Source organism: Sphingobium fuliginis (assembly GCF_004152845.1).
GTDB classification, from domain to species: Bacteria; Pseudomonadota; Alphaproteobacteria; order Sphingomonadales; family Sphingomonadaceae; genus Sphingobium; species Sphingobium fuliginis.
Genome location: NZ_SEON01000003.1, coordinates 335943 through 360586, shown reverse-complemented (window position 1 = coordinate 360586; position 24644 = coordinate 335943). Strand labels below are relative to the sequence as shown.

General features: G+C 65.0%; 23 protein-coding genes and 2 tRNA genes. 2 read left to right on the top strand and 23 right to left on the bottom strand.

Features of this window, described 5'->3' with window-relative positions:
* Positions 1 to 30 precede the first annotated feature (30 nt).
* Entirely contained in the window at positions 31 to 1176 is a 1146-nt protein-coding gene (locus EWH10_RS10530; RefSeq protein ID WP_065845992.1) for a glycoside hydrolase family 16 protein, read from the top strand.
* Here the strand turns inward: EWH10_RS10530 and EWH10_RS10525 are convergent.
* From EWH10_RS10525 to EWH10_RS10445, 17 genes are all read right to left on the bottom strand, one after another.
* Positions 1161 to 2096, bottom strand: a complete 936-nt coding sequence (locus tag EWH10_RS10525) for a glycosyltransferase family 2 protein (protein WP_044662425.1) — start codon at positions 2094 to 2096, stop codon at positions 1161 to 1163. The two genes, EWH10_RS10530 and EWH10_RS10525, sit on opposite strands and share 16 nt — an antisense overlap.
* Positions 2096 to 3181: an acyltransferase family protein gene (locus tag EWH10_RS10520; protein ID WP_044662424.1), complete on the bottom strand. Its 1086-nt coding sequence runs from the start codon at positions 3179 to 3181 to the stop codon at positions 2096 to 2098. The genes EWH10_RS10525 and EWH10_RS10520 overlap by 1 nt, the downstream gene beginning before the upstream one ends.
* Entirely contained in the window at positions 3178 to 4305 is a 1128-nt protein-coding gene (locus EWH10_RS10515; protein WP_044662423.1) for an endo-1,4-beta-xylanase, read from the bottom strand. The genes EWH10_RS10520 and EWH10_RS10515 overlap by 4 nt, the downstream gene beginning before the upstream one ends.
* Entirely contained in the window at positions 4302 to 5270 is a 969-nt protein-coding gene (locus EWH10_RS10510) for a glycosyltransferase family 2 protein (protein ID WP_025548804.1), read from the bottom strand. The genes EWH10_RS10515 and EWH10_RS10510 overlap by 4 nt, the downstream gene beginning before the upstream one ends.
* Positions 5270 to 6226 (bottom strand): glycosyltransferase family 2 protein, encoded by a 957-nt coding sequence (locus EWH10_RS10505; RefSeq protein ID WP_044662422.1) that lies wholly within the window; start codon positions 6224 to 6226, stop codon positions 5270 to 5272. Before EWH10_RS10505 ends, EWH10_RS10510 begins: the two co-directional genes overlap by 1 nt.
* A complete protein-coding gene (locus EWH10_RS10500; RefSeq protein ID WP_044662421.1) occupies positions 6223 to 7152 on the bottom strand; it encodes a glycosyltransferase family 2 protein in 930 nt (309 codons plus the stop codon). Before EWH10_RS10500 ends, EWH10_RS10505 begins: the two co-directional genes overlap by 4 nt.
* Entirely contained in the window at positions 7145 to 8542 is a 1398-nt protein-coding gene (locus EWH10_RS10495; RefSeq protein WP_044662420.1) for an O-antigen ligase family protein, read from the bottom strand. Before EWH10_RS10495 ends, EWH10_RS10500 begins: the two co-directional genes overlap by 8 nt.
* Positions 8512 to 9801 carry a polysaccharide biosynthesis protein gene (locus EWH10_RS10490; RefSeq protein ID WP_044662419.1) on the bottom strand — a complete coding sequence of 430 codons (1290 nt, stop codon included), beginning with the start codon at positions 9799 to 9801 and terminating at the stop codon, positions 8512 to 8514. The genes EWH10_RS10495 and EWH10_RS10490 overlap by 31 nt, the downstream gene beginning before the upstream one ends.
* Entirely contained in the window at positions 9794 to 10618 is an 825-nt protein-coding gene (locus EWH10_RS10485; protein WP_025548798.1) for a WecB/TagA/CpsF family glycosyltransferase, read from the bottom strand. The genes EWH10_RS10490 and EWH10_RS10485 overlap by 8 nt, the downstream gene beginning before the upstream one ends.
* Positions 10615 to 11532: a P-loop NTPase family protein gene (locus tag EWH10_RS10480; protein ID WP_037511814.1), complete on the bottom strand. Its 918-nt coding sequence runs from the start codon at positions 11530 to 11532 to the stop codon at positions 10615 to 10617. Before EWH10_RS10480 ends, EWH10_RS10485 begins: the two co-directional genes overlap by 4 nt.
* Entirely contained in the window at positions 11529 to 12887 is a 1359-nt protein-coding gene (locus tag EWH10_RS10475) for a GNVR domain-containing protein (RefSeq protein ID WP_007685675.1), read from the bottom strand. Before EWH10_RS10475 ends, EWH10_RS10480 begins: the two co-directional genes overlap by 4 nt.
* The gene (locus tag EWH10_RS10470) at positions 12884 to 14311 is read right to left on the bottom strand and encodes an ATP-binding protein (RefSeq protein ID WP_044662418.1); all 1428 of its coding nucleotides are present in this window, start codon (positions 14309 to 14311) and stop codon (positions 12884 to 12886) included. Before EWH10_RS10470 ends, EWH10_RS10475 begins: the two co-directional genes overlap by 4 nt.
* Positions 14308 to 15123, bottom strand: coding sequence for a polysaccharide biosynthesis/export family protein (locus EWH10_RS10465; RefSeq protein WP_025548792.1), 816 nt, complete (start codon positions 15121 to 15123; stop codon positions 14308 to 14310). Before EWH10_RS10465 ends, EWH10_RS10470 begins: the two co-directional genes overlap by 4 nt.
* Before the next feature lie 27 nt (positions 15124 to 15150).
* Positions 15151 to 16326, bottom strand: a complete 1176-nt coding sequence (locus EWH10_RS10460; protein WP_044662417.1) for a hypothetical protein — start codon at positions 16324 to 16326, stop codon at positions 15151 to 15153.
* Positions 16327 to 16627: 301 nt separating this feature from the next.
* Complete coding sequence (locus tag EWH10_RS10455; protein WP_130029976.1) at positions 16628 to 16825, bottom strand: hypothetical protein; 198 nt, start codon at positions 16823 to 16825, stop codon at positions 16628 to 16630.
* A 269-nt stretch (positions 16826 to 17094) separates the two neighbouring features.
* Positions 17095 to 18486, bottom strand: coding sequence for a sugar transferase (locus tag EWH10_RS21980; RefSeq protein ID WP_025548789.1), 1392 nt, complete (start codon positions 18484 to 18486; stop codon positions 17095 to 17097).
* Between the two features lie 281 nt (positions 18487 to 18767).
* A complete protein-coding gene (locus tag EWH10_RS10445) occupies positions 18768 to 19001 on the bottom strand; it encodes a hypothetical protein (protein ID WP_025548787.1) in 234 nt (77 codons plus the stop codon).
* Positions 19002 to 19162: 161 nt separating this feature from the next.
* On the opposite strand from EWH10_RS10445, the gene EWH10_RS10440 reads away from it, so the two are divergent.
* Positions 19163 to 19633 (top strand): Lrp/AsnC family transcriptional regulator, encoded by a 471-nt coding sequence (locus EWH10_RS10440; RefSeq protein WP_044663163.1) that lies wholly within the window; start codon positions 19163 to 19165, stop codon positions 19631 to 19633.
* Between the two features lie 71 nt (positions 19634 to 19704).
* Here the strand turns inward: EWH10_RS10440 and EWH10_RS10435 are convergent.
* From EWH10_RS10435 to mreC, 6 genes are all read right to left on the bottom strand, one after another.
* Positions 19705 to 19780, bottom strand: a tRNA-Lys gene (locus EWH10_RS10435).
* Positions 19781 to 19818: 38 nt separating this feature from the next.
* Positions 19819 to 19894: transfer RNA gene (locus EWH10_RS10430), tRNA-Lys, on the bottom strand.
* 124 nt (positions 19895 to 20018) lie between these two features.
* Positions 20019 to 21131 carry a rod shape-determining protein RodA gene (rodA, locus tag EWH10_RS10425; RefSeq protein WP_044662416.1) on the bottom strand — a complete coding sequence of 371 codons (1113 nt, stop codon included), beginning with the start codon at positions 21129 to 21131 and terminating at the stop codon, positions 20019 to 20021.
* The gene (gene mrdA, locus EWH10_RS10420; RefSeq protein WP_044662415.1) at positions 21128 to 23197 is read right to left on the bottom strand and encodes a penicillin-binding protein 2; all 2070 of its coding nucleotides are present in this window, start codon (positions 23195 to 23197) and stop codon (positions 21128 to 21130) included. The genes rodA and mrdA overlap by 4 nt, the downstream gene beginning before the upstream one ends.
* Entirely contained in the window at positions 23194 to 23721 is a 528-nt protein-coding gene (locus EWH10_RS10415; RefSeq protein ID WP_025550149.1) for a hypothetical protein, read from the bottom strand. Before EWH10_RS10415 ends, mrdA begins: the two co-directional genes overlap by 4 nt.
* Positions 23718 to 24635 carry a rod shape-determining protein MreC gene (mreC, locus tag EWH10_RS10410; RefSeq protein WP_025550150.1) on the bottom strand — a complete coding sequence of 306 codons (918 nt, stop codon included), beginning with the start codon at positions 24633 to 24635 and terminating at the stop codon, positions 23718 to 23720. The genes EWH10_RS10415 and mreC overlap by 4 nt, the downstream gene beginning before the upstream one ends.
* Positions 24636 to 24644: the final 9 nt, after the last annotated feature.

Below are 24644 nucleotides of genomic sequence, written 5' to 3'. Positions count from 1 at the left end.
TCCGATTTCGACTTCGCCAATGGGACGAAGCTGCCGGCAAAGGCGACGCTGTCGCTGGGCAATGCGAGCTTTCGTCCGGGCAGCAGCGTGGCCTATGTGCCGGTGACGCTGGATCGGCCGACGCCCAATACGGTGATCGCGCGGATCATCACGGTCAACGGATCGGGCACCTATCGCGCACTGTCGGGCTATAATTACCAGACGGTCGACACGGTGGTGATCTTCCGCCCCGGCGATCCGCTGGTGCAGACCGTCGCGGTGCCGATCATCGGCGCCACGGAAGGCCAGCAGTTCCAGGTCAAGCTGCGGGAGGCGCCCTGGGGCGGCCTTCAGGGTCAATCGACCGCGACGATCATGGCCAGCAGCACGGCCATCGCAACCGCTAGGGCGACGGGTATGTTTCGCGAGCCGCGAAGCTTCGCGGCGACCGGCACGCTTCAGTTCGAACTGCTCAAGGACACGCATAGGCGGTCCCCCGATGGCGGTTGGGACCGCTGGGCGACTTCGCTTGCCCATGGCCGGACGCAGATCGCCAATGGGGAAACCGGCCTCTATCTCGATTCCAGCATTTTCCCCGGCATCGAAGGGCCGGTCTATTGGGGGACGAACGGACTAGTCCTGCATACGCAAAAGCTGAAGACGCCGATCAGCTATGGCGGCCAGACATGGTATTATGGGTCGTCGGTGCTCGACGGGCGCAATTTCCTGGCGACGCAGATCGGCTATGGCCAATATGAATGGGAAGCCAAAATGCCCAGCCGGCGCGGGTCATGGCCTGCCTTCTGGCTGGTGTCGACCAGCGGCTGGCCGCCCGAGATCGATATTTATGAAGGGTTCGGCTATCAAAGCTATTGGGATTTCGACCGCCATGTCGCCCATACCCTGCATATCGGGGCCAACGGCACCCGTTACGATCAGCGGGGCGTCACGATCCAGACGCAGCAGGCCTATGGCCTCAGCGGCTATTCCCAGGGTTTCCATCGTTTCGCCGTGGACATCCAGCGCGATTACATCACCTGGTTCGTGGATGGGGTGGAAACCTATCAGTCGGTCAATCCCTTCCGGGGCTTCCGCTTCTATCCCATCATGGACGTCGCGGTGAAGACCGATGGCGCTTATGATGACGGGTCGGGCGACATGGTCGTCAAGAGCTTCAAAATCTACAGCGCGCCATAATGGCTCGCCCCGTAATAGCTGCGCGCGCCTCCTGCCAGGGCATAGAGGCGCGCCCAGCTCTTGACCCACTGTCCGGCGATGTCCACCCGACGCGCGCCGGGCAGCAACAGGGCCGCCAGTCCCGCGGTCCGCAGTCCCAATATCGCAATCGACCGGGCCAGCAGCTTCGCGCCGCCGATGCGGCCGGGCAGGGCCTTGCGCCGCGCCATGGTTTCAGTGCAGCCGATGCGCCACATGCGTTTCAGCACCCATGAAAGGCGCGCCCGCTCCGCCGGCACCCATTCGCTGACCCGTGCATCGGGCGACCAGCCGAAGCGGGCGCCTGCCTCATGCAGCCGGGCCAGGAAATCCAGATCCTCTCCGCCGCTGCGGTTGAAGCGCGGATCGAAGAAGGGCGCGCCGATCATTGCAAAGGCGCGCCGGCCGACCAGCAGGTTGTTGCTTGCCCAGAGCATGCCGGTCGCCCCCCATGGGCGTTCCTCCGCGCGGAAGACCAGCGTTTCGCGCGCCCATCGCGGCGGCTGCCCCACGAAGCAACTGCCCACCGGCCCGGCAACGACATCCGCGCCCACCTGCGCCTGACAGATCAGCAGCGCGTCCAGCCAGCCGGGTTGCGGCCACTCATCATCGTCGATCATCGCCAGGAAACGCATCGCCGGGTCGTCCAGAGCGGCGGCGGCGATGGCATTGCGAACTGCGCAGAGCCCCGGCTGCGTCACCGTCAGCAGCGTCACGGGCAGGCCATATCCCTCCGCCAGCAGGGACCGGACCACGGCTGCTCCCTCCTGCCGGACCGGATCATTGTCCGCCACCAGCACCATCACATCATGGCGGTCGGTTACGCCGGGCAGGGCCTCCAACAGGTGGCGGAGCTGTTCGGGCCGGCGGAAGGTGGGAATGGCGATCCAGACCGCGGGCATCAGGCGGCCGCCTCGACCACGGGCTTGCGGCTCCGTCCGCCGCGCTGGAGCCATTTGATGAAGCGGTGCCCGCGCACCTCCACCAGCGCATAGCTCGCCCAGCAGAGCAGCCAGGTCGCCACCAGCATGGCGAGGACGATCAGTCCGTCGAAGCCGGTGATTCCATGCCTGTGCGCCACGCCCATGCCGCGGGCGAACACGTCGCGCACCAGCGGATGCCAGAGATAGATGGAATAGCTGATCAGGCCCAGATGGAAGCTGACCGGATTGGCCATCACCGCCCGCGCCGCCGCGCCGTTATAATAGCAGCTCAGCACCAGCGCCGGCATCAGGCAGACCACCAGCAGATCGGCCTTTCCAGGCAGCAGCAGCGCGAGCGCGATGAGCCCGCAGATCATGGCGAATGCGCCCGTCCGGTCGATGAGCCGCCGGCACCACGCCTTCTCTGCGCAGCGATAGCTGAGAACGCCCAGCGAGAAACCGGCGAGGCAGCGCAGCAGCGTCAGCACGCTGTCGCTGTCATTGACGTCCAGCGGACCGCTGGAACCCCGGCCCGACAGCGCCACCAGGCCCAATATTCCGACGCACAGCAACCCCTGCACCCATGCCCATCGCGAGAAGGCGATGATGGCGATCAGCGGGTAGATGAGATAGGCCGCGACCTCCGTGCTGACGGACCAGCTGTTGCCCGCGATCGGCTCCGTTCCCCAACCCCAGCTCTGCACCATCAGCAGGTTGGTGAGGATGTTCGGCGCATCGAGCGCGATCGCCTGGCTGCCGGAGATGTTCAGGACGATGCGCGCCATGAACACCAGCGTCACGATCAGGTGCAGCGGCCATACGCGCGCCATGCGGTTGACGAGGAAGTCGACATAGCTCGCCCACCCCAGATGGTTCACCACCCGGTCGTGATAGCCGAAGGAGATGACGAAGCCGCTCAGGATGAAGAACAGGTCGACCGCCAGATAGGCGCGGGAAAAAAGCGGCAGGCGAAACGCCTCGAACGCCGGATTATGCGGGATGTGGTACAGCAGCACCGACACCGCCGCCACGCCGCGAAGGCCGGTCAGCGAGGAAATTCTCATGCGCCTGCGCTCCTCATGGCGGGGGCCGCGTCGAAGGCGGCGGCTATGGCGTCCCACAGCGGCTTGCGGCGCATCCCGCCGTCCAGAGGCAGGCCGCGCGACAACTGGCCGTCGGGCCACTTGTAATCCTTGAAACTGGACAGCCAGCTATAGCGGTCCGACAGCCCCCAGCAGAGCACCGAACGCATCGCCGGATTGTCCAGCGCCACGTCCAGAAAGGCCTTGGCGACGGAGGCGACCTCCTTGTCCCGCTTGTCCGGATTGGGTGGCCCACCCCGGTCCGCGACGTCGAATTCCGTGATGGAGAGGGCCAGCCCATAGCCGCTGAGCTGCTCCAGAAAGCGCGCGAACAGGGCCTGGTTGAAACCTTCCCTATAGGGCTTCAGATGCCCTTGTATGCCGACCGCGTCCACCGGCACGTTGCGCGCCATCAACCGGTCGAGCAGCTTCAGCAGAGCAGTGCGGCGGCGCTCGCAGCGGGGGGAGTCATGTTCTATCCCGAAATCGGTCAGGAACCGCATGGGCCGGGGATCGACTTCCCGCGCGTGGTGGAAGGCGATGTCGATATAATCCTCGCCCAGCGCATCCATCCACATGCTTTTGGCGCGCATGCCGTCGGCGCGGCCGTCATTGGGCTCGATGGCTTCGTTGACGACGTCCCATTCGCGGATTTTGCCTGCGTAACGGCGCATGGCGGTGTCGATATAGCTGGTCATCAGCGTTTCGCGTTCGGCACGGCCGGCGGCCTTCAACGCCGGTTCCAGCCAAGGCGGTTGCGCGGCGTACCAGACCAGCGCATGCCCCCTCGCGCGCATGCCATGCTGCTGTGCGAAGGCGATGATCTGGTCGGCGCCGCTGAAATCATATTTGCCGGGTTTCGGCTCGGTCGTGCCGCGCTTCAGTTCATATTCCTGGACCACCATGTCGCACTCCCGGGCGACGGCGGCGGTGAAATCGGGGTCTTCGCGCAACTGGCGCGACTTGATCGCCGCGCCGAAATAGCGGCCCGACTTGCGGGCATGGGCTGAAAGCCCTGCCGTGCCGCCGACCTGTGCGGCGCTCGGCTGGATGGGGGAGCAGGCGGAAAGCGCCGCCGCGCCCGCCAGGAATTCACGCCGCCTCACAGCCTCTGCCCCTTGCCGGCGAGCATGTGGGACAGGTCGATCCAGCGGTCGGAAATGCGGCGATAGACCGGGTCGGGCATCACGATCTGCAACAGCACGGTCGCCGCCAGGCGGGGACCGAAGGCGCCCCGGCAGACGGCCCCCAGATAGTAGCGCATCGCCTGCCGCCTGCTGGTCGGCCAGATGCTTTTCGCGGCGTGCCAGCCCATATAGGCGGAAAAGGCGCGCGGGCTGATATGGGGGCGCAGGTCCCGCAGCCAGGTCAGGCTGCCGATGCTGCCGCGCACCTGCGAAAGCCGGTCGTCGGCATCGCGGTCGGCCCATATGGTGCCGGGCCGTTCCGTCATCAGGAAGCGCGCCCCGGCCAGCGACAGGCGCAGGGCGAAGTCGGTATCGTCGCCGAATTTCACATCCTCGCGATAGCGCACCTTCTCCGCCAGCGTCCGGCTGAGGGCCATGCTGCTGGTCTGGATGAAGCCGCGATCGCACATCAGATAGCGGTCCATGGTTTCGCCATGGGCGATGGCGCGCGGCGGCTTGAGGAAATTGCGTCCTTCGCCACGGTCGGCCAGCACCTGGCCATAGGCGACGACATCCTCGCTCTCCTGCAACAGGGGCAGCAGGTCGGCAAGATGGTGCGGCAGGAACCGGTCGTCGCAGTCGAGAAAGGCGATATAGCGTCCGCGGGCATGGTCGATGCCCTTGTTCCTCGCGGCCGCCGCACCGCGATTTTCCTGCACGATGACCTTGAGACGCGGATCGTTGATCGCGCCCAGGGCAACTTCCGTCCCGTCCGTCGATCCGTCCACGACCACGATCACCTCGATGATCGCGACCGTCTGTTCAAGGGCGGACATGACGGCGGCCACCGCCGCGTCGCGCCGCTGATAGGTGGGGATCACCACGGAAAACAGCGGCGCGGCGGTGGCAGCCTTCAGGCTGGACGGAGGTTGCCAGGCGGTCATCACGAACCGGCTCCACTTGTGGCGGCCTCGGCCTTGCCGAAGCGCAGGACGAAGCCGTTGACCAGCGATCGGTAGAGCGGCTTGGGCAGATAGGATCGCAGCACCTGCCGGGCGATCACGCGGGGAGGAACGCCGCCCGCCACCATGCCCACCGCCAGATCCTTGATCGCCACCACCGGCCTGATCGGCGCCATATGATAGGCCAGCACGGTTGCGCGATAGCCCCGCCGCGCCCGGTTGGTGAGCATGTGGCCGCAGCGGTCGAGCCAGTCGAGCGAGGTTTCATAGCCCTTCACATAGGATGTCCGGCCCGCCTCCGTCGCGTCGAGCCAGATGGTCAGCGGCTGGTCGATCATCCGGAACCGGGCCCCCGCGCCCTGGAGCCGGACGCAGAAGTCGAGATCCTGTCCCTTCTTCAAAGCCGGGTCGAACAGCACATGCTGCGCCATGCCGGTCGGCACGACCATGGTGCTGGTCTGCATGAACTGATTGGCGCAGAACAGATATTCCCCGACATCCTCGCCCTCGCGAATGCCGCGGTCGGGCCTGATCCAGTAGCGGTCGACGCCCCGGTCCACCTTCATGCGGGAATAGAGCACCGTTCGCCCGTCATCTCCCGCCAGCGCCTTCGCCATGATGGAAAGCTTGCCGGGAAGGAACAGGTCGTCGGAGTCCAGAAAGGCGATATAGCGCCCGTCGGCCGCCATGATGCCGGCATTGCGCGCCGCGCCGCCGCCGGCGTTATCCTGCCGGATATAGCGGACGCGCGGATCGCCTATCGCGTCGATCACGGGGCCGGGATTGTCCCGCGAACCGTCGTCGATCACGACGATCTCGAAATCCTGCCAGTCCTGCGCCAGCACGGACCGGATGGTGTCGCCGACGATTTCCGCCCGGTTGTAGAGCGGGATGACGACGGAGAAAAAGGGTTGCTTGCCCAGCGCGGCATCGCTCATGCGCCATGCACCTTTCGATATTCTTCATAGTGGAATCCGGCGAGCCCGGCGATCTTGCCGGCCGCGCGATAAAGCTTGCCGAGCCGTTCGACCCGCTTGCCCCGGTCGAACGTCGCGACAGCGCCCAGCGATCCGACGAGGAATCCCGCGACGATGCGCGGCGCTTCGCCCAACAGGGCGCGCAGCCGGCCCCTGTGGAAACGCTCCACCATCATGTCGGTCATACCGACGCGATAGCCGCGCATCAGCAGCCATCGGGCGGTGACGCGGCTGGCGGGGATGAGTTCGGTCACGACCGCCTCCTCCGACCAGGCGAAGCGGAAGCCGGCGCGCTGCATGCGGGTGAACAGTTGCTTGTCCGACCCGCCGGTCAGCGCCATGCGCTCGTCAAAGGGGCGCTCCCCCATGGCGCGCAGGGCCGTGGCGGCGATCAGCACATTGGCGGTGCTGTCCACCAGCGCGACCGGGCCGGACTGCCCGCGTTGCTTGGGGGCGAGCAGGGGATGGCGCGCCGCCCAGGGAGCGATGGCGCTGTCCATCTCCCGCAGCACGGCGCCGCCGACCACGTCCGCCTCCCAGCGCTGCGCCGTATCGGCCATGGCGTCGATCCACCCGGGGGAGGCTGCCTCGTCATCGTCCAGCATGGCGACATGGGTCGCGCCGGGCCGCGCCAGCGCGGCGGCGACGAGCGCGTTGCGCACCAGCGGAATGCCGCGTTCCGCAACCAGCAGGGCTTCGATCGGCCAGCGATAGCCTTGGGAAGCGAGCTGCTCGACCACGGCGAGCCCTTCCTGATGGGCCGCGTCATTGTCGGCCACCAGCACTTCCAGATGGTGCCGCGTTTGTTGCGCAGCGAGAGATTCCAGGGTCCGGCGCAATCCCTGTGGCCGGTTGCAGGTGGCGATGCAGACGATGATATTAGCCATGGACGCTCTCCTGCTGGAGATGGTGGCGCCGGGTCCATTGCGGGCGCGGCTTGGCCTTGAAAGTGGCGTGGGCGGCCGCGATGGCCGCGAGGAAGATCACCCAGACCTGGCGATCCTTGTCGAAAAAGCTGGTTTCGAGCAGGTTCTGGTACATGACGAACACCCAGATGGCGAAGGCGGGCACCATCAGCGCCTGGTTCTCCCTGGTCGAGCCGGTCAGGAACCAATAGGCGGGCAAGGCAAGGAAGCTGACCAGCAGCATGATGAGGCCCAGCGGCCCGGTCGTCACCCAGATTTCCAGATAGCCGTCATGCGAATGGGCGGTCAGCATCTGGAATTGCTGGTTCAGATAGTCATGCGCGGGGCTGTTTACGCCCACCTGCCAGAAGCCGCCGAAGCCCGCGCCCAGATAGGGATGATCGGCCAGATAATCGAACACCACCCGCCAGATCGATACCCGCCCGGTGAAGCTGGTCGGATCGGCGAACAGCCGCTCGATGGTCGGTTGATAGGCGATGTAGAGCGCCAGGAAGCCCACCATGCCGAAACCCAGCATCAGCAGCAATATCGCGCGCTTCTGCGTGTTGTCGCTCAGCGCCCGATAGATGTTGCTGATCGCCAGCATGCCGACGCACAGCGCGAGCGAAGTCTTGCTCTTAGTCCCGATCACGAAGACGAACGCCATGACCGCGAACAGCGCATAATACCATTTGCGCCGGTCGATCCATGCATTGCCGCAGACGATGAAGGTCAACGCCATGACGGCCCCGGCGATATTCTTGTGGAAGAAGAAACCGCGCCATGCGCCGATCAGCGCCTTGTCGCTTTCGGTCGGTGGATGGACGGCGGCGGGTGTCAGCGGCAGCGACACCCAGCAGATGATCAGCGAGACGATCAGCGCCGCGCGCAGCGCGTCGAACAGCCGCTGCGGCCCTATCAGGGACAGCGCGCAGAAGGTGATGTAGATCACGATGAGCTGCTGCATCGCCCGCTTGAAGGACACGAACGGGTCCACGCCCCAGGTGCAGGAAATGAAGAACCAGACCAGCATGATCGCCAGCGGCCAGAAGGTGAATCTATATTGCAGCGGATGCTTGCGGATGATCTGCACGCCGGTCAGCAGCAGGGCGAAGCCGATGAACAGCATCTGCTTGAACAGGTCCGACCCGTCATTTTCCTGCGCCATCGCCACCAGCTCGTCCTGCGTGCGGGAGGCGAAGGGTTGCTGGCCGATGAAGACCATCATCAGGAAGACGAAATAGAAGATCTGGGTGATCCAGATCATGCGCATGCTCTGGCCGCCGCCCGTCTGTGCGGGGATGGCGGCGACACCGCCGCGATGCCAGCTTGTCGCCATGGTCAGGCGGCTCCCCGCTGATCGCGCCGCCATTTGCGGTCGAGTTGCCAGATGCCGAGCATCATGACGAGCTGCGACAGCACGACCCCGCCGATGGAGAAGACGGGCGCGGTGCCCAGCACCAGCAGCGTCACGGCGACCAGCCCGACGCCGCAGCTGCGCATGCTCTGCGCGGCGAGTGGGCGGAAGGCCTTGCGCGCCTGGGTCATCACGCTCATCGGCGTCTGCACGCACTGGACGAGGGAGAGGAGGGCGCACAGGCCCACCGCGACCATCACCAGCCGGTGGTCCAGCGTGGGCTTCAGGATCAGGCCTGGAAAGGCATAGAGGGCAATCGCCGCCACGGCGCAGGTCGCCAGCCACAGCATGACCAGCGCGGCCATGAAGACCCGTTCCGACCTGATCGCCGCGTCATGATCGCCGCGCGCCACGGCCCGGGTCATGCGGGGCCGCTCCAACTGTGTGAGGGCGGTGATGCAGACATTGACCGGGCGGAAGAACAGCATCCCCACGGCGATCGGCGCGAAGGCGGTCGGCCCGGCGAGCAGCGTCACGATATAGCTGTGCGAATTGGAGGTCGCCTCCGTCGACAGCACGCCGACCAGCGTCCAGGCCGACTGCTCCTTCCACACCGGGCGATAGGCGCCCATCGCGCGGGCGGGCGCCATGGCGAAGTGCCGCCGCAGATAGGCGAGACCGAAGGGGAGCAGTCCGACCAGGCTGGCCGCCACCAGCATGCCGCCGATGGCGGGCATGTCCGCGCCGGTCCGCATCGCGATCAGCAGTCCGGCGAGGATCGTCCCTGCATAGGCGAGGTCCGATCGTGCAGCCCTTGCCGGAGCATGATGCGCATAGGCATTGGAGCGCCCGAACCAGCGGATCAGCGACAGCATGCCCGCCATCCCGAACAGCAGGGCGGCGGCGGGAGAGGCGGTTGCCCAGGCGATGGCGGCGCAGATCAGTCCCTGGCTGGCCGCCAGCATCAGGTTGACCGGGAAGAAGAAGTCGAAGCTCCGGGCATCGGCATCGTCTCCCTGGTTCACCGCGATGGTGTAGGGCGTCGACACCAGCGCATTGGACAGGCCATAGCCGAACTGGATGATCACCAGCAGGAATGCCAGCGTGCCGATGGCCGCCGTTTCCAGATGGTGGATGGAAAAGAGCTGGACCAGCAGATGGCTGACCGAGACGATCGCCGACGACAGGCTCGCCAGCCCGAAGCGGCCGAACAGGCTGCCAAGGCGCCGGACGCGGCCCGTCGGAAGATTTTCAGCCACCTGGGCTTCAGCCATGGCGATGTTTCCAGATCAGCCAGAGGGCGTGCGGATTGGTGGTGATGTAGCGCCAGGCCAGTTCTTTGGGCCGCGTCGCCATGCGGTGCAGCCATTCGAAACCGGACTTCTGCATCCAGAGCGGCGCGCGCGGATAGTCGCCGGTGATATAGTTGAACAGGCCGCCGCAGGTGACGATCCAGCCGGCCTTGATCCGGTCGCGATTGCGCACGCAAAAGGCCTGCTCGCGCGGCTTGCCGGTGCCGACCCAGAGGACGTCGGGCGCGGCGGCATTGATCGCGTCGATCACCGCATCCTCTTCCTCCGGCTTCCAGAAGCCGTTGCGCCGTCCGGCGAGCTGAAGACCCGGCGCCAGCGCAAGGATCTCCTTCGCGCAGGCGGCGTTCACCTTCTCCTCGCCGCCGAGCAGATAATAGCTGACCTGAGCCTCCGCCGCCGGTTTCAGGCTGTCGATGAACATGTCCGTCGTGCTGGAGCGGTCCGCGATCTGCGGTCCGCCGAACCAGCGGGAGGCCGCGACGATGATCTGTCCGTCGGCATGGATCAGGTCCGCCTGCGCCAGATTGGCGCGGAAGTCCGGATCGGTGGCGTTCATCGACAGGCCCTGGCCGTTGGCGTCGAACACCAGCGACGGCTGCTGTTCCAGGCTACGGCGCAGGGGCGCTTCCACCAGCATCTTCGCGATCAGCGCATCCAGCGACAGGGTGGATACGGGCAGGCCGCCGACATGCGCGACGGGGGCTTCATTCCCTATGCCCGGACCGATTCCGGGAGAAGGAAGGGGCTGGGGACGCGCCAGCGCTTGTTCGGCGCTCATGCAATCACCGTCCCGGCGATCGGTACGCCATGCCGGTCCAGATCGTCGATGACCCGGCGCATGTCGGCAATGGCGGTATCGCCGCGCCGCGCGACGATCACGACGGCGTCGAAGCCCGCCAATATGCTGCCATAGGGCGTCTGGTCGCCCTTCCGCTCCGCAAGGTAGAACAGCATCGACGTGTCGCGCAGGCCCCAGCCATTGGCCGTTTCCGCCAGCGGGCCGCGCGTCACGAGGCTCGCCGCGCTGCCGGATGCGCGACCGGCGGTCATCAGCCACAGGCCCTCCACCGCCGTCCTGGCCGCGGGCAGCAGCGCGGCGCTGCCCATTAATTGTTCGGCCAGTCCTGCCTTGTTCGCGATGCGGAACAGCCGGTCGAGCGAAGGCCGGCCCATGTCGACGTCGATCAACATCGTCTGCCCGTCCATCTGGGCCAGCACGACGGCAAGGTTCGCCGCCATGATCGCAGCCTCGTCGCCTGCCTCTATGGCCAGCACCGCCAGCCGCAGGGCAGCGGGATCGCCCTCCTTGGCCGCGGCGCGCATCTTGGCGCGGATCGTCCGCACCTTGGCGGCATAGGCATTGGCGGGGTCGAAGGCCGCGACCACCAGCGGATCGACCCGCTGGTCGCCCTCCGGCAGCAGGGCGAAGCCGCCCTGCAAGGCCGCGAGCATGCCCGCATCCTCCGGGTTCAGCAGCCCCAGGTCAACCGCCGCGTCATGCAGCGCCAGCCCTTGGGATCGGGCATGCGCCTCGACCTTGTGCACATCGGCTTCGGCCAGGAAACCGTGCTCCACCGCCAGTCGGGCGAAATTATGGCTGTCGCGGGCGCGGGGACGCAGCGCGGCGCCGCCGCCTGCCCTGCCGCCCGAGGCCAGTTGATGCGGGGCGCCCGCCGTGGAACGCAGTCTCATGCGGCCTCCTGTTGCTTGAAGAACTTGGCCTGGCGCGCAGGGACCGGCACCAGTTCGGTGATGACATCGACCTCGGTGGCGCGGGCGACGCCGGCCGCGGAACGAACGCGGGGATGGACGATCTCCATCAGGATGACGGCAGCCACGCCGCCGACCAGGCCAAGCGCGATCCCGCCGATCAGCCACAGCATGATATTGGGCTTGGCAGGCAGCAGGGGCACGGTGGCCTCATCCAGCGGACTGGCATTGGGTTGGGATATCTGGCTCTTCAGCACCGCCTCGTTGAAGCGCTGCCGCACCGTGTCATAGGTCTGCCGCGCGGCATCCACGTCGCGCTGGAGGACCATGAGCTGATCCTGAACGTCCGACATGCGGATCATGCGATCCTCCTGCCCCGCCATGTTGGACTTGAGGTCGCCCTCCCGCCGGCTGGCCGCCACGCTGTTGGCGCTGACCGCGCCGGCCTGGCTGGCGCGCGCCGCCGCCAGCTTGGACTGGAGTTCGGACAGTTGGGCGGCCGCCGCCGCCATGGTCGGATGATTGGGGCCCAGGGTCTTTTGCAGTTCGGATACCCTGGCGGACTGCGCCGCCACCTGTTCCTGCAAATTCTGGACGATCAGCGATCCTTCGATGTCGGAAACGCTGCCCGCACCGGCCTTGGACCGTGCGGCCGCCGCTTCCGCCTGCGCCTGGGTAAGCTGATAGGACAGGTTCTTCAGCTTCTCCGCCTCAAGGTCCATGCGGTTGATGCCGATGATGTCGTGCGCCCGCTGGAAGTCCGACAGCTTCTTTTGCGCGATCTCATAGCGACGGCGCACTTCCTCCGTCTGCTCGTCGAACCATTTGGCCGATCCGCGCGCCGGGGAGGCGCGCAGTTCCACCTGTTCGCGCATGTAGATCCGGGCGATCAGGTTGGCGACCTTTGCGGCGACCTGCGGATCGGCGTCCAGATACTGGATCTGGAGCACGTTGCTCTGCCGGCCGGTGGTGATGGTCATGTTCTTCGCGACCGTGGCGGCTGCCGCCTGCACCCGTGCATCGGCGGGCATGTCCGTCGGCATCGCATTGACGAAGCCCGCTTCCCTTGCCACGGCGTTCATCACCTTGCCGCTGCGGATGATGTCCGTCTGCGTGCCCAGGATGGAATCCGTGTCGGGCTTGGGCCCCTGCGCCGTATTGGTGTCGGTCGGATCGGTCTGCGAAAGGTCGAGCAGCAGCGACGCCGTGCCCATATATTGCCGCGGTTGCAGAAAAGCGGTGATCGCGACGAGCAGGAACAATATGCCCCCGATCATCGCCGCCGTGCGCCAGCGCGCCTGAAGCGCGGCCAGCAAATCCATCGGGTTCATGGTCATAGCCCGTCCACTCCCTTGAGCAGCGCGCGCATCTCCTCCGCGGGCGATTGCACAGGCGGTGCGCTCTGCACCGGCTGCTTCGCCATCAGCAGCAGAAATTGCGGCGCCAGCGTATCCTCGAACATCCAGAGCTCGCCATTGGGCGTCGCCACCAGCGCGGGCTGCAGCCGCATCATCGCGTCGCGTGCCTGGCCTTCGTTCACCGACCCGCCACCCAGCACCTCATGGCCGAGCTTCACGAGCCGCTCATAGCTGATGGCGGACATTTGGGAGGCGACGACGGCGGCAAGAGCGATCATCCGCCGCGTGGAACCCGCTTCCCACAGGATGCGGCGGAACAGCGCATGGGTCTGGCCGCTCATTTCCTGCCAATCCTCCAGCGCGGAGAGCAGCCCCTGCTCGACATCGGACAGCAGCATCCGGTCGCGCGCGGCCGATTCCGTCACCAGCGCGGCCGACATGCCGAACAGCCGCGCATGATAGGGCGATCCCATGGCCGCGCTCGACAATGCGTCGAGCGCATCCTCGTCGATGGAAAGCCGGGCGTTGGAGGCGCAGGACAGCAGCAGCCGCTCCAGCTCCGGCTTGGGGATCGGCGCGACCCGCTGCGGCACCAGATGGCGGCGCAGCGAGGGGTGGGCGGCAATCAGCCCGTCAATGTCGCTGGCGATGCCGACCAGCACGACCTGTACCGGCGAGTGGATGTCGGTCAGCAGCTTCAGCAGCGTCGCGACGTCCTGCTTGGCCGTTTCCGACTGCACCCGGTCATATTCGTCGATGATGAGGATGGAACGCTCCCGCACTTCCTCCACCAGCAGGGCGGAGAGGCGGGACACGTCCAGCGGCTCGCTCATCATCTTGCGCGCCCGTTCCTGTCCCGCGCTGCTCATCGGCAATTCGGTCAGGAAGGGACGGAAGAGGGAGTCGAAATCCGCTTCGCCATTGGCGGATGCATAAAGCGCGACGCATCCCGCCTCGTCCGCCAGATCCCCGAACACGCGGGCGAGCGAGGTCTTGCCCGATCCGCGCGTGCCGAAGATCACGGCATGCTTGCGTTGCACGACGATCGCCTCGACCAGCTTTTCCAGTTCGCTGTTGCGCCCTGCCAGTCCATGGCGGTCGGTCACCGGCATGGCGGTGTTGAACGCCGCATAGATGCTGTCGCGGCGCAGGCTGATGGGTTTGATCGGCGCGGCCATGGCGCTCATGGAGAGCGGCCGGTGCGCCGCTTCCTCCGGCTGCGCTTCCGGCGCGTCATGCCGGAAGCCGGGCAGGGCGGGCACGTCCAGATGCAACGGCACGTCGTCGGGTATGACGCGCTCGTTGCGCTTTTCGCCGCTGCGCGTAAGGGACAGAAACCTGTCGAAAATACCGGATTTCTGGCTGGAGCGTGAGTGCGCGAAGCCTTGATCGAGTGTCGTCAAAACAGCTTCTCCCGGATGATGAGGACGTCTTCAGGCTTGACCGGATCGTCCAGCTTGGCCTGTATTTCCTTCCCCTCCCGCCGGACTTTTATCCTTTTGGTCGAACCCGCCAGCGTCGGTCCGCCCGCCAACGCCAATGCCTGCCGGAAGCTTTGCCCCGGCACATAGGAGAAGGCGCCGGGCTGCTGGACCTGGCCGTAGACATAGACTTTTTCCGCGGGCGGCACGAACAGCGTGTCGCCCGCCTTCAGCGGCCGCATCGCGCCCGCGCCCATATCGGCCAGCGAAATGCGTACTGGCCCGCTGCCGTCCGCAGGCGTCAGGATGACGGCATTGGCGCCGTCCTTGGTCGAACCGCCGGCCTTGGCGAGCATCGACGCCACCGTATAATCCCGGTCGAGCGGATAATTGCCCGCTTCCGGCACATTGCCGAGCACGGTGACGAACCGGCTGACATAATTGCTGACCTCCACGCTGACGGACGGCTTGGTCAGATAGCCGCCGCTGGCATAGCCGGCCGCAATGTCCTGCGCCAGTTGCGAGGTCGTCTTCCCCTTGGCGGAAACCGGCCCGACCAGCGCAAGCAGGACGGTGCCGTCCTCCTTGATGCGCGTGGTCGTCGACAGGTCGGGCTGTCCGAAGACGGAGATTTTCAGCTCGTCATTCGGACCGAGCTGATAGCCTGCGCTTGCCGCCTGCGCGGCAGTTGCAGTCGCCGCCGCGTTTCCGGCGGCGGTCTGGGCAGTCGCGGCCATCGGACCTGCAATGATGAGCAGGGTCGAGATGGATTTCAGGAGAGTATCGGCTTTCACAGCTCATGCTCCCAATATATTGAGGGTCTAGAAATGCAGGGCAGCGCCCAACGTTACTTGCGTGCCGCTATAGTTGGAGACGCTGGTGTCCGTTCTGCGGGTGTAATGCTGGGCATCCAGCGTAAGATCGAAACGATCCGAAAGTTTCCTGGTCAACAGCCCGCCAAAGCGACGATTGCGGTCGGCCGTTATCGAATAGGGACGAAGCGCCGCATCCTGACGGAACTTTCTGCGGTCCCATTCCGCATAAAGGCCGGCGGACGTCAGTTCGGAGATCGAAAATTCGCCCTGGATGCGGTAGCTGGTATCGATGGCGAAACCACTGGCGATCAGGCTGTCGTTAACGATGGCGCGCTCTGTCATGGCCGTCAGCTTCAGGCGCGGAATGGCTTGCGTCGACAGGCTGACTTTCCAGCCCAGCCCGTCATAGCCGCCCACCGCCGCGCTGTCGCTGCTGACGTCGAGCCAACGGACATCCGCGTCGATCTGCGTGATCGGCGTCACCGCGCGCTGGAACCGCAGCCCGTAGCTGTTGATGCGGTTCTCTATGCCCAGCGTGTCGCGTTTGCTGTTCACCCGCTCATAATAAACGGTCAGCGTGCCCAGGCTGGGCATGGCATAGCCGATCCCGCCCATGAACATATCGCTGGTCTGGTCGGCATAGTCGAACTGGTCGGCATTGCGCGTCCTGTCATGCTCATAGCTCGCCACAGGGAACAGCCCCGGGCGCTCGCAGGTGAAATCCGCGCCGACCGTGGCGAACTTCTGGAGGTTTTCGGTCGCGGAATTGATGTCGCCATAATCAGCGCGCTGTTGGCGATAGGAGGCGCGGGGGGTGATCAGGCAGGTCGCGCCGAAGCGGATATTGGCCTTCGCCTCCGTATCCAGACGCAACTTGCTCCGCTGTCCTTCGGAAATGAAACGGTCATAGCCGATCTTCCCCCGCAGCAGGATGTCGTGACGGCCCACCGGCATGCCATAGGTCGCCTCCAGAGAGGGCGTGACGATCAGGTCGTCGGTGGGGTTTTCGACGCGGTCGTCCACGCGATAGACGTTGTCGTCATAGAGTAGATCGAGGCCGGCCGTCAGATGAAGACCGTAATCCCTGATCCGCTTCTGCTCCATGGCATTGTTGATGCGCTTTGGCTCAGTCGTACCGTCATTATCCTGCGCCTGCGAAACTGTCGGCATGGCCGCGACCATTGCGGCACCACTTAGCGCTGCCGCAAAACAGGTGCGCGACCATGAAGTCTGTCGATCGCAGGGCGCAGAAATGCGGCCCCGCAATCGCGGATTATTATATTTGTTCAAAACCAATCGACCCTTATTGCATTGCAGCAATCAGGGCATGCTAGAAGTATTTCTACGTAAAACCACTGCCCGAAAAGCAGCTTGTCGCGTCAAAACAACGGCTCGGTTCATCGCAAACAGGGCGCGGCGGGACCAGTCCCGGCGCACCCTGCAGCTGTTAATCTGGGAGAAAGCTTGAGCCTTGCGAGTCCGGTCAGAAGATCAGCCAGGCGATGGCCGCGACCGCGCCGACAAAGGCCACGATGCCGGCCCAACGCGACAGGAGCTGTACGCCGCTTTCGGCGTGATCGGCAAACGTCATGCCGTCGATGCGAGCGGGAAGCTCACGGCGCACCTCCGCCGTTTCGATCAAAGAGGGTGCCGTCGCAACTGCTGCAAATTCTTCCGCCACGTCGATGTTCCCGCCGCCCGATTGGTGATGGCGTTAATATCCGATTTTGCGGTTAACAAATAGTTGGGAAGGAAGGCCTACTGACATCGATTCGTCGCATATGACCATGCGACGGCGCTCAATTCTTAATCTGGGATAAGATCTTTTGCGACGAAGCGTTTTCAGCAACATTTCGTCGCAAATATCATTTTCTCGGCGGAACCTTTTTCGCTTTCCCGCGTCTTGGCCGCTCCGCCGATTCGCGCTCCAGATTTGGCATTCGGCGGGCGCTAATAAGCGTTCTTGTGGACCAGCACGTTCAGCGTTCCGAACAGGATCGCAATGTCGCGGGTCAGGCTCCAGCCATGCAGATATTCCAGATCCGCCTCGACCCGGTTCAATATGTCGCGGCGCGTTTCCGTCGCACCCCGGAAGCCGCGGATCTGCGCCAGGCCGGTGATCCCCGGCTTCAGTGCATGGCGGTGCCAATATTGCCGGTCCACCTGCCAGAATAGCTGTTCCTCCGCCGTCGATCCCAGGGCGTGGGGGCGGGGGCCGACCAGGCTCATCTCTCCCAGCAATACGTTGATGAGCTGCGGCAGTTCATCGATGCTGGTCTTGCGGATGAATGCGCCGACGCGCGTGATGCGATTGTCGTCCCGCTGCGTCGAAGTCGCGCCCGCGCTGTCGCACTGCTCCACCTTCATGCTGCGGAATTTCAGGATATGGAACAGCATGTTGCCGCGTCCGATCCGTTCCTGCTTGAAGAAGACGGGGCCCGGGGAGTCCAGCTTGATGAGGATCGCCACCACCGCCATCAGCGGCGCGAGAAGGATCAGCACCGGTACGGTCAAAGCGATGTCCAGCAGGCGCTTCTTGGCTCGGTTGGCGAGGTTCAACGGCCCGCGCGACACCACCAGCGTGGGCGTGCCGCGGTAAGACTGGACCGCCAGCGGCGCCATCGGGTCCAGTTCGGGCACGATGATCTCGCCCAATATGTTGCCGCCTTTCAGCATCTGGGCCCAATCCGCCTTGCGTTCGGCTGGGCAGGAGATCACCGCGCGATCATAGTCGCGGAGCAGGGTGCCCAGGCGATGCAGCATATAGGGATCGTCCAGATCGGCCTTCAGCCCGATGGCCGCCGCATCGACGATCACCATGCCGCTGACGTCGTCGGGAATGGCGCCGTCATCGATGATCAGGAGCTGGGCGAACAGGCCGTCGGCAAAGTTGCGGCGCACCATATGCACGATCATCAGCCGCTGTAGGACGAGCAAGGTGCCGCTACACAAGATACCGGCCGAAATGCCAAGCCGCGACAATTGTCCTGTCGCCTTCAGCGAAAAGACAACCAGCAGGAAGATCAGCAATGTTCCTGCGAAAGCCATGGTGGCGCTGCGGCAGGACTGCGTCATGCGCATCAGGCAATGGGGATTATAGGCCTGGTTATGGAAAGCCAGGACCGCGTAAACGATCATGCCGCCCGCCAGCGGCTGCCACTGCCCGTCCGCCAGCCATTGCAGGCCGGCGGCGCGCAGCCCGAAGGCGAAGCCCGTGGCAAGCGCGGCCATATCGGCAACCAGCAGGAGCAGGCACAGCCAAAGCCGCGCATTCCGCTGCCCTGAGGCCGTAGCGGGCTGGCGACTGGGAACACCTTCGATCGCCAGATCAATTTTCGACATCTGCAACCCTTTTTATGTCTTGACGTCAAGCCGGGCACCGCCGCGCGGCAGTGTGTTAACCATCAGACATCCGCAGCGTTTTGATTTATGTTGCGCAGCAGCAGGGCATAAATGCCGTGGACTGACAATCGGGCTTGGGGTGCGCGGACCCGCTTTTCCGATGATCCGTTTGTCCTGGAAGATGCTCTGCCCCAGATTTGCGACGACCTGAAATGGCGAGCGTTGCCATGCGGCGCTTCCGGGGCGCGCAGAACGCCGCCCGATCCGAATCACCAGCAGGATCAGCCTATTATCCACCACCCCAGCAAAAACAGCGTGGCGAGCAGCGCGAAGGGGCCTGCCCAGCGCGACAGGCGCTGGATCGCGCCCTCCATCTGCTCTTGCGGAACATGCCACCATGAAGCGGGATTTCCATCCTCCCGGCTGTTCGTCTGCACAGGATCATGCTGAGGCGCGGCAGGAGCGGCTTTTGCGCCGCTGCCCTTGTCCTGTGGTTGGGGAGAAAGGTCGATCATGTCCGCAGTCCCAACCATCCCTGATGCGACCTGTCGACAGAATAGCCCGGCTGGCCGAAAAGGAAAGCGGATTCAGGCTTTTCGTTTCGGCAAAATCATCCGCGTCGGATCGTTCAACTGGACCCTTGGATGAAAGGGATGCGGCGATTATCCTGCTCCTCATGAAACAGGACCGACAGATCGATGCCGTCGACCGAAAGATCATCGCAGCCCTGCAGGAGGATGCGACGCTCAGCCATGCCGAGCTGGCGGAGCGGGTCGGGGCTTCCAGCGCTTCCTGCTGGCGTCGGATCAAGGCGCTGGAGGCTGCGGGCGTCCTCGCCGGGACGGTCAGGCTGGTCGATCCGGAAAGGGTCGGGCGGGGCGTCAACGTCCTTTGCAACATCCGCATGCGAAGCCACGCGCAGGAGGCCCGCCGCGCCTTCGAGCAGTTTGTCGAGGGTCGCCCGGAAATCGTCGAATGCTTTTCGATGTCGGGGGAATGGGACTATCTGATGCGCATCGTGGTCGCGGATGTCGCGGACTATAATCGCTTCCTGATGATGACCCTTTTGGGGCATCCCTCGGTCGCCGGTGCTGCGTCGCACTTCGCCCTGTCCATGACGAAGTTCACCACCGCCCTGCCGGTCTGACCTTGAGGGCGACGGGAGAAGCCGTGCGGCGATGCATCAAGGGTGGGGAGGATCTGGTGGACGCAGTTTTTTGGTGGACGCACTAGGGCTCGAACCTAGGACCCGCTGATTAAGAGTCAGCTGCTCTACCAACTGAGCTATGCGTCCACGCCCGCTTTCGGCTTGCGCCTCGATCGCCAGGAATTTGGTGGACGCACTAGGGCTCGAACCTAGGACCCGCTGATTAAGAGTCAGCTGCTCTACCAACTGAGCTATGCGTCCACATCCGCTTTCGGCTAGTCCCGGATGGGCCGTCGCTTTGGCGTGGGCGGGCTGTTAGCAGCCGCATCGGACTTTGCAAACAGGAAATCGCGTCTGCCGGCAAATTTTTGCGCTCAGGCCTGTTTCATCCCCAGTTTCCCGGCCTGCTGCGCCGCCGGCCCGAACGCTCAATGGCCATGATGATTCCGACGCACAGCATGACCGTCAGCATGGACGACCCGCCATAGGACATGAAGGGCAGGGGAATGCCGACCACCGGCGCCAGTCCCATGACCATCATCAGGTTGATCGCGACATAGAAGAAGATCGTCGTGGTCAGCCCCGCCGCCACCAGCCGCGCATATTTGTCCTGCGCGCGGAGAGACACGCCGATGCCCCAGCGGAACAGCAGCATGAAGGCCCCGATCAGCAGCACGCCGCCCATCAGCCCCCATTCCTCCGCCATGGTGGCGAAGACGAAATCGGTATGCCCCTCCGGCAGATAGTCCAGATGGCTCTGCGTCCCCTTGAGGAATCCCTTGCCGAAAATGCCTCCGGACCCGATGGCGATCTTCGATTGGCTGATATGATAGCCGGCGCCCAGCGGATCGCTTTCCGGGTCCAGGAAGATGAGGACGCGGTTCTTCTGATAATCGTGCAGGAAGCTGAAGGCGATGGGCACGATGGCGGCCAGCGTCAGTCCCGATCCCACGAACAGCCGCAGCGGCAGACCGGCGAGGAACATCACCGTCACCCCGCCCGCGGCGATCATGGTCGCGGTGCCGAGGTCGGGCTGCACCAGCACCAGCGCCCAGGGAATGCCGATCAGCACCAGCGCCGGCCAGATCGCGTTCCAGCGCCTGATCTCCCCCACCGGAAGCAGCGCGTAGAAGCGCGCGACCGCCAGCACGATCACCGGCTTCATGAACTCGGAAGGCTGCAACTGCATGAAGCCCAGGTTGATCCATCGCTGGCTGCCACCCGCCACCCCGCCGATCAGTTCGACCAGGAACAGAGCGGTCAGCACGACGCCATAGGCCGGGAAGGCAAGGCGCGCGAAGGTCTCCAGCGGTATCCGGCTCAGCACCAGCGCCATGCCCGAAAAGATTACGAAGCGAACGCCCTGGTTGATCGCCCAGGGGGTGATGCTGCCGCCGGCGGCGCTGTAGAGCACCAAGGTCCCGAACCCGGCGATGGCGAGCAATATGCCCAGCACGCGCCAGGGGAATTCGGTCAGGGGTTCGGGAACGATGCTCATGGCGCGCTGTCCGCCGGGGGCGGGGCGTCGTCCGCTTCGGCAGCCGGTGCCGGAGGCGGGGCGGCGGTCGCGGTCGCGCCATTGCCGGCGGATGCGTTCATCGCATTGGCCGCTTCGGGAAGAGGCGCCTCGCCCTTCTCGATCGCCTTCGCCAGCCTGTAGGCCGCCATCTGCCGCGCCAGCCGTTCGGCCGGCGGACCGCCCCAGTCCTTTTCGATGGTCTCCAGCTTCTCGATCGCCTTCGCCTGGTCGAACAGGAAAGTCATGGTGTCCGCCGCGATCATGGGCGCGTCCTCGATGCGGTTGACGTGGCCGCCATGCTCGATGATGCAGGCAATGGCATAGCGGGGATTGTCGAACGGCGCGAAGCCCTGGAACAGCGCATGGTCGCGCAGCTTGAACGGCAGCGATGCGTTGCTGCGCACGCCGCCCCCGCGTTCGGCCATGGTGATACGGCGGACCTGCGCCGTGCCGGTCTTGCCGGCCATCATCACGCCGGGCAGCGGGATGCGGGCCGCGCCGCCCGTGCCGCCGCCGTTCACCACCGCGCTCATCGCGTCGCGGATGGTCACCAGATGCTCCTCATTCACCCCCACGGACGCAGGCGTGGGCCGCTGCGCGCCGAAGATGAAGTTGGGCATCAACTGCCGGCCCGTCGCCAGCCGCGCCGCCATTACAGCCATCTGCAACGGGTTGATGAGCATATAGCCCTGGCCGATGGTCGCGTTGACCGTGTCGTAGACCTGCCATTTCTGGTTGTATTTCTTGAGCTTCCACGCCGGATCGGGAACGGTGCCGAAACTCTGGCTGGGGAAGGGAAGGGCGAATTTCTGCCCCATGCCCACGCGCCGCGCCATGCTGGCGATCCGGTCCATGCCGATCCGCTGCGCCATCTGGTAGAAGTAGATGTCGCAGCTTTGGGCGATGGCGCCCCGCATGTTGAGCCCGCCATGGCCCCGCCGTTTATGGCAGTGGAACAGCGTGTTGCCGACCCGGATCGCACCCGCGCAGTTCACCGTCTCCATGGGTGAAACTCCCGCCTCCAGCAGCGCGAGCGCCACCATCGGCTTCACCGTCGATCCCGGCGGGTACAGCCCCTGCAACGTCTTGTTGCGCAACGGGACATGGTCGTCCTTCGACAGCATGTCCCATTCCAGATGGCTGATGCCATCGGAAAAGCTGTTCGGATCGAAACTAGGCATGGACGCCATGGCCAACACGTCGCCATTATGGCAGTCGATCACCACCACCGACCCGCTCTGCGTCGCCAGCCGCCGCCCGGCATATTCCTGGAGGCCCGCGTCGATGGTCAGCTTGATCGCGTTGCCCGGCGTGTCGGGCCGGGTGGTGAGTTCCCGCACGATCTTGCCCCGCGCCGTCACCTCCACCCGTTTCGCGCCGGGCTTGCCCGTCAGTTCCTTGTCGAAAGACCGCTCCAGCCCATCCTTGCCGACCTTGAAGCCGGGCGTGATCAGCAGCGGGTCCTTGCGCTCCTCATAGTCCTTGGCCGAAGCTGCGCCGACATAGCCGAGCAGGTGCCCGACGGTCGCACCTGCCGGATAATTGCGGGAAAAGCCCTGGCTCGGGGCCACGCCCGGCAGGTCGGGCAGCCGGACGCTGACCGCCGCGAACTGATCGTAGGTCAACTTTTCCGCCACCTGCACCGGGCGGAAACCTGCCGACTTGTCCAGTTCCTCCTTGATCCGATCCACTTCGTCATCGCTGAGCGCCAGCAGATGGGCGAGGCTGCGGATGGTGTTCTCCGCGTCCGTCGCCCGCTCCGGGATCAGGTCGACGCGGAAGTCCGTGCGATTGTTCGCCAGCGGCCGTCCGTTGCGGTCGATGATCCACCCGCGCCGCGGCGGAATCAGCGTCAGGTTGACGCGATTGCTTTCCGACAGCAGATTATATTTCTCATTCTCGGCGACGCTGATCCAGCCCATGCGCCCGACCAGCAGCGCCCCGATCGCCCCTTGCAGGCCCCCCACCACCATCGCCCGGCGCGTGAAGGTGAAGGACAGGGAGGCTTCGGTGACGGTCTTCTTCTTGAGCAGGGGCAGCTTCATGCCATCACGCGCCAACGGTCGATCCGGGCGCATTGCCGGACGACAAAGGGAAAGAGCAGGACCGTCCAGAGAATTTGCGGCGCGACCAACAGCAGCTTGATGTCTCCTCCGCCGGTGATCCGCGCGAAGAAAACGCCGCCGGCGATGCAGAAGATAATCGCGAAGGAGGCGATTAACCAGTCCTGCCGATAGCTGCGCCAGACCATGCGATGTTCGATGGCGTCTATGCCGATCAGCGTGACGGTCCACAGGCACATGGCCGATCCGATGGGTTGGCCGCTGGCGATGTCGTCGAACAGGCCGAGCGGCACGCCGATCCAGGTGCGCCATAATTCGGGGCGCAGCAGCCGCCAGGACAGAAGCAGCAACAGGCCGAAGGGCGGCATGACCGGCGATTGCGCGATCACCGGCAGCGTCGTCACCAGAGATCCCAGCATCACCGTGATGACCGGGGTTCCCGCCAGCCGAAATCGCGAAGGATGACGGCCAAGGCGCGGCACATGCTGCAAATGGGGATCGATCATGGCGTGACCGAATTCTGCGCGGCGCCCGGTTCGACAGGAGCCGGCGGGCCATTGCCCTCCGGCCGGGTCACAGCCTCCTCGAAGGAGCGCTCCACCACAACCGCATCCACTCTGGAGGGGTTGGCGAGCGGCACGCCATAGGCGATCTCGCCCGCGATGCGCACGATCACCGCCACGGGAATATTGGGTTGATAGACCCCGCCGACGCCGGAGGTGACGAGCAGGTCGCCCGGCTTGAACGGATTACGCCCGGCCGCCAGCGCGCGGACCTCCAGCGTGCCGTCGCCAAGTCCCGTCGAAATCGCGGGTACGCTGTCATTGGCCCGCCGCACCGGCACGATATTGCTGGTGTCGGTCAGCAGCAGCACTTCGGCCGTGTTGGGCGTGGTGGTATGGATGCGCCCGATCAGCCCTTCCGGCGCGCGCACCGGCATGCCCGGGCGCACGCCCTGCCAGCGTCCCGCGTTCAGTCGCGCCAGCCGACGCGTGCTGGTGGAGGAGGACGCGATCAGCCGCGCGGTCAGCAATTCGCTGCCGTCATCCTCGACCAGCTTCAGCAGCTTCTTGAGGCGCAGATTTTCCTGCGCCACCGCCTTCGCCTCTATGATGCGGTTGCGGTCGGCCTCCACCTGCCGCCGCAGCGCGACGTTCTGGGAACCGGCACGCCAGTAGCTCGCCAGCACTTCGTCGATGGAGGCGACGCCGCTCACCATATTCTTGAGCGTCACCGACGCGGGGCGCGTAATCTCCGCCGTCGCGATGCGGATCGCGGCGAAGCCGGTGGGATCGAAAATGGCGACGACCACCAGAAGCAGGCCCACGGCGGCGCCCGTCATCGCCACGACATAGCTGGCGAAGAGGCTATATTGCGCCTTCCGGTTATGCCCGGGGCGTCGGCTGGGTGGCCGCGCCATCTTGTCCCC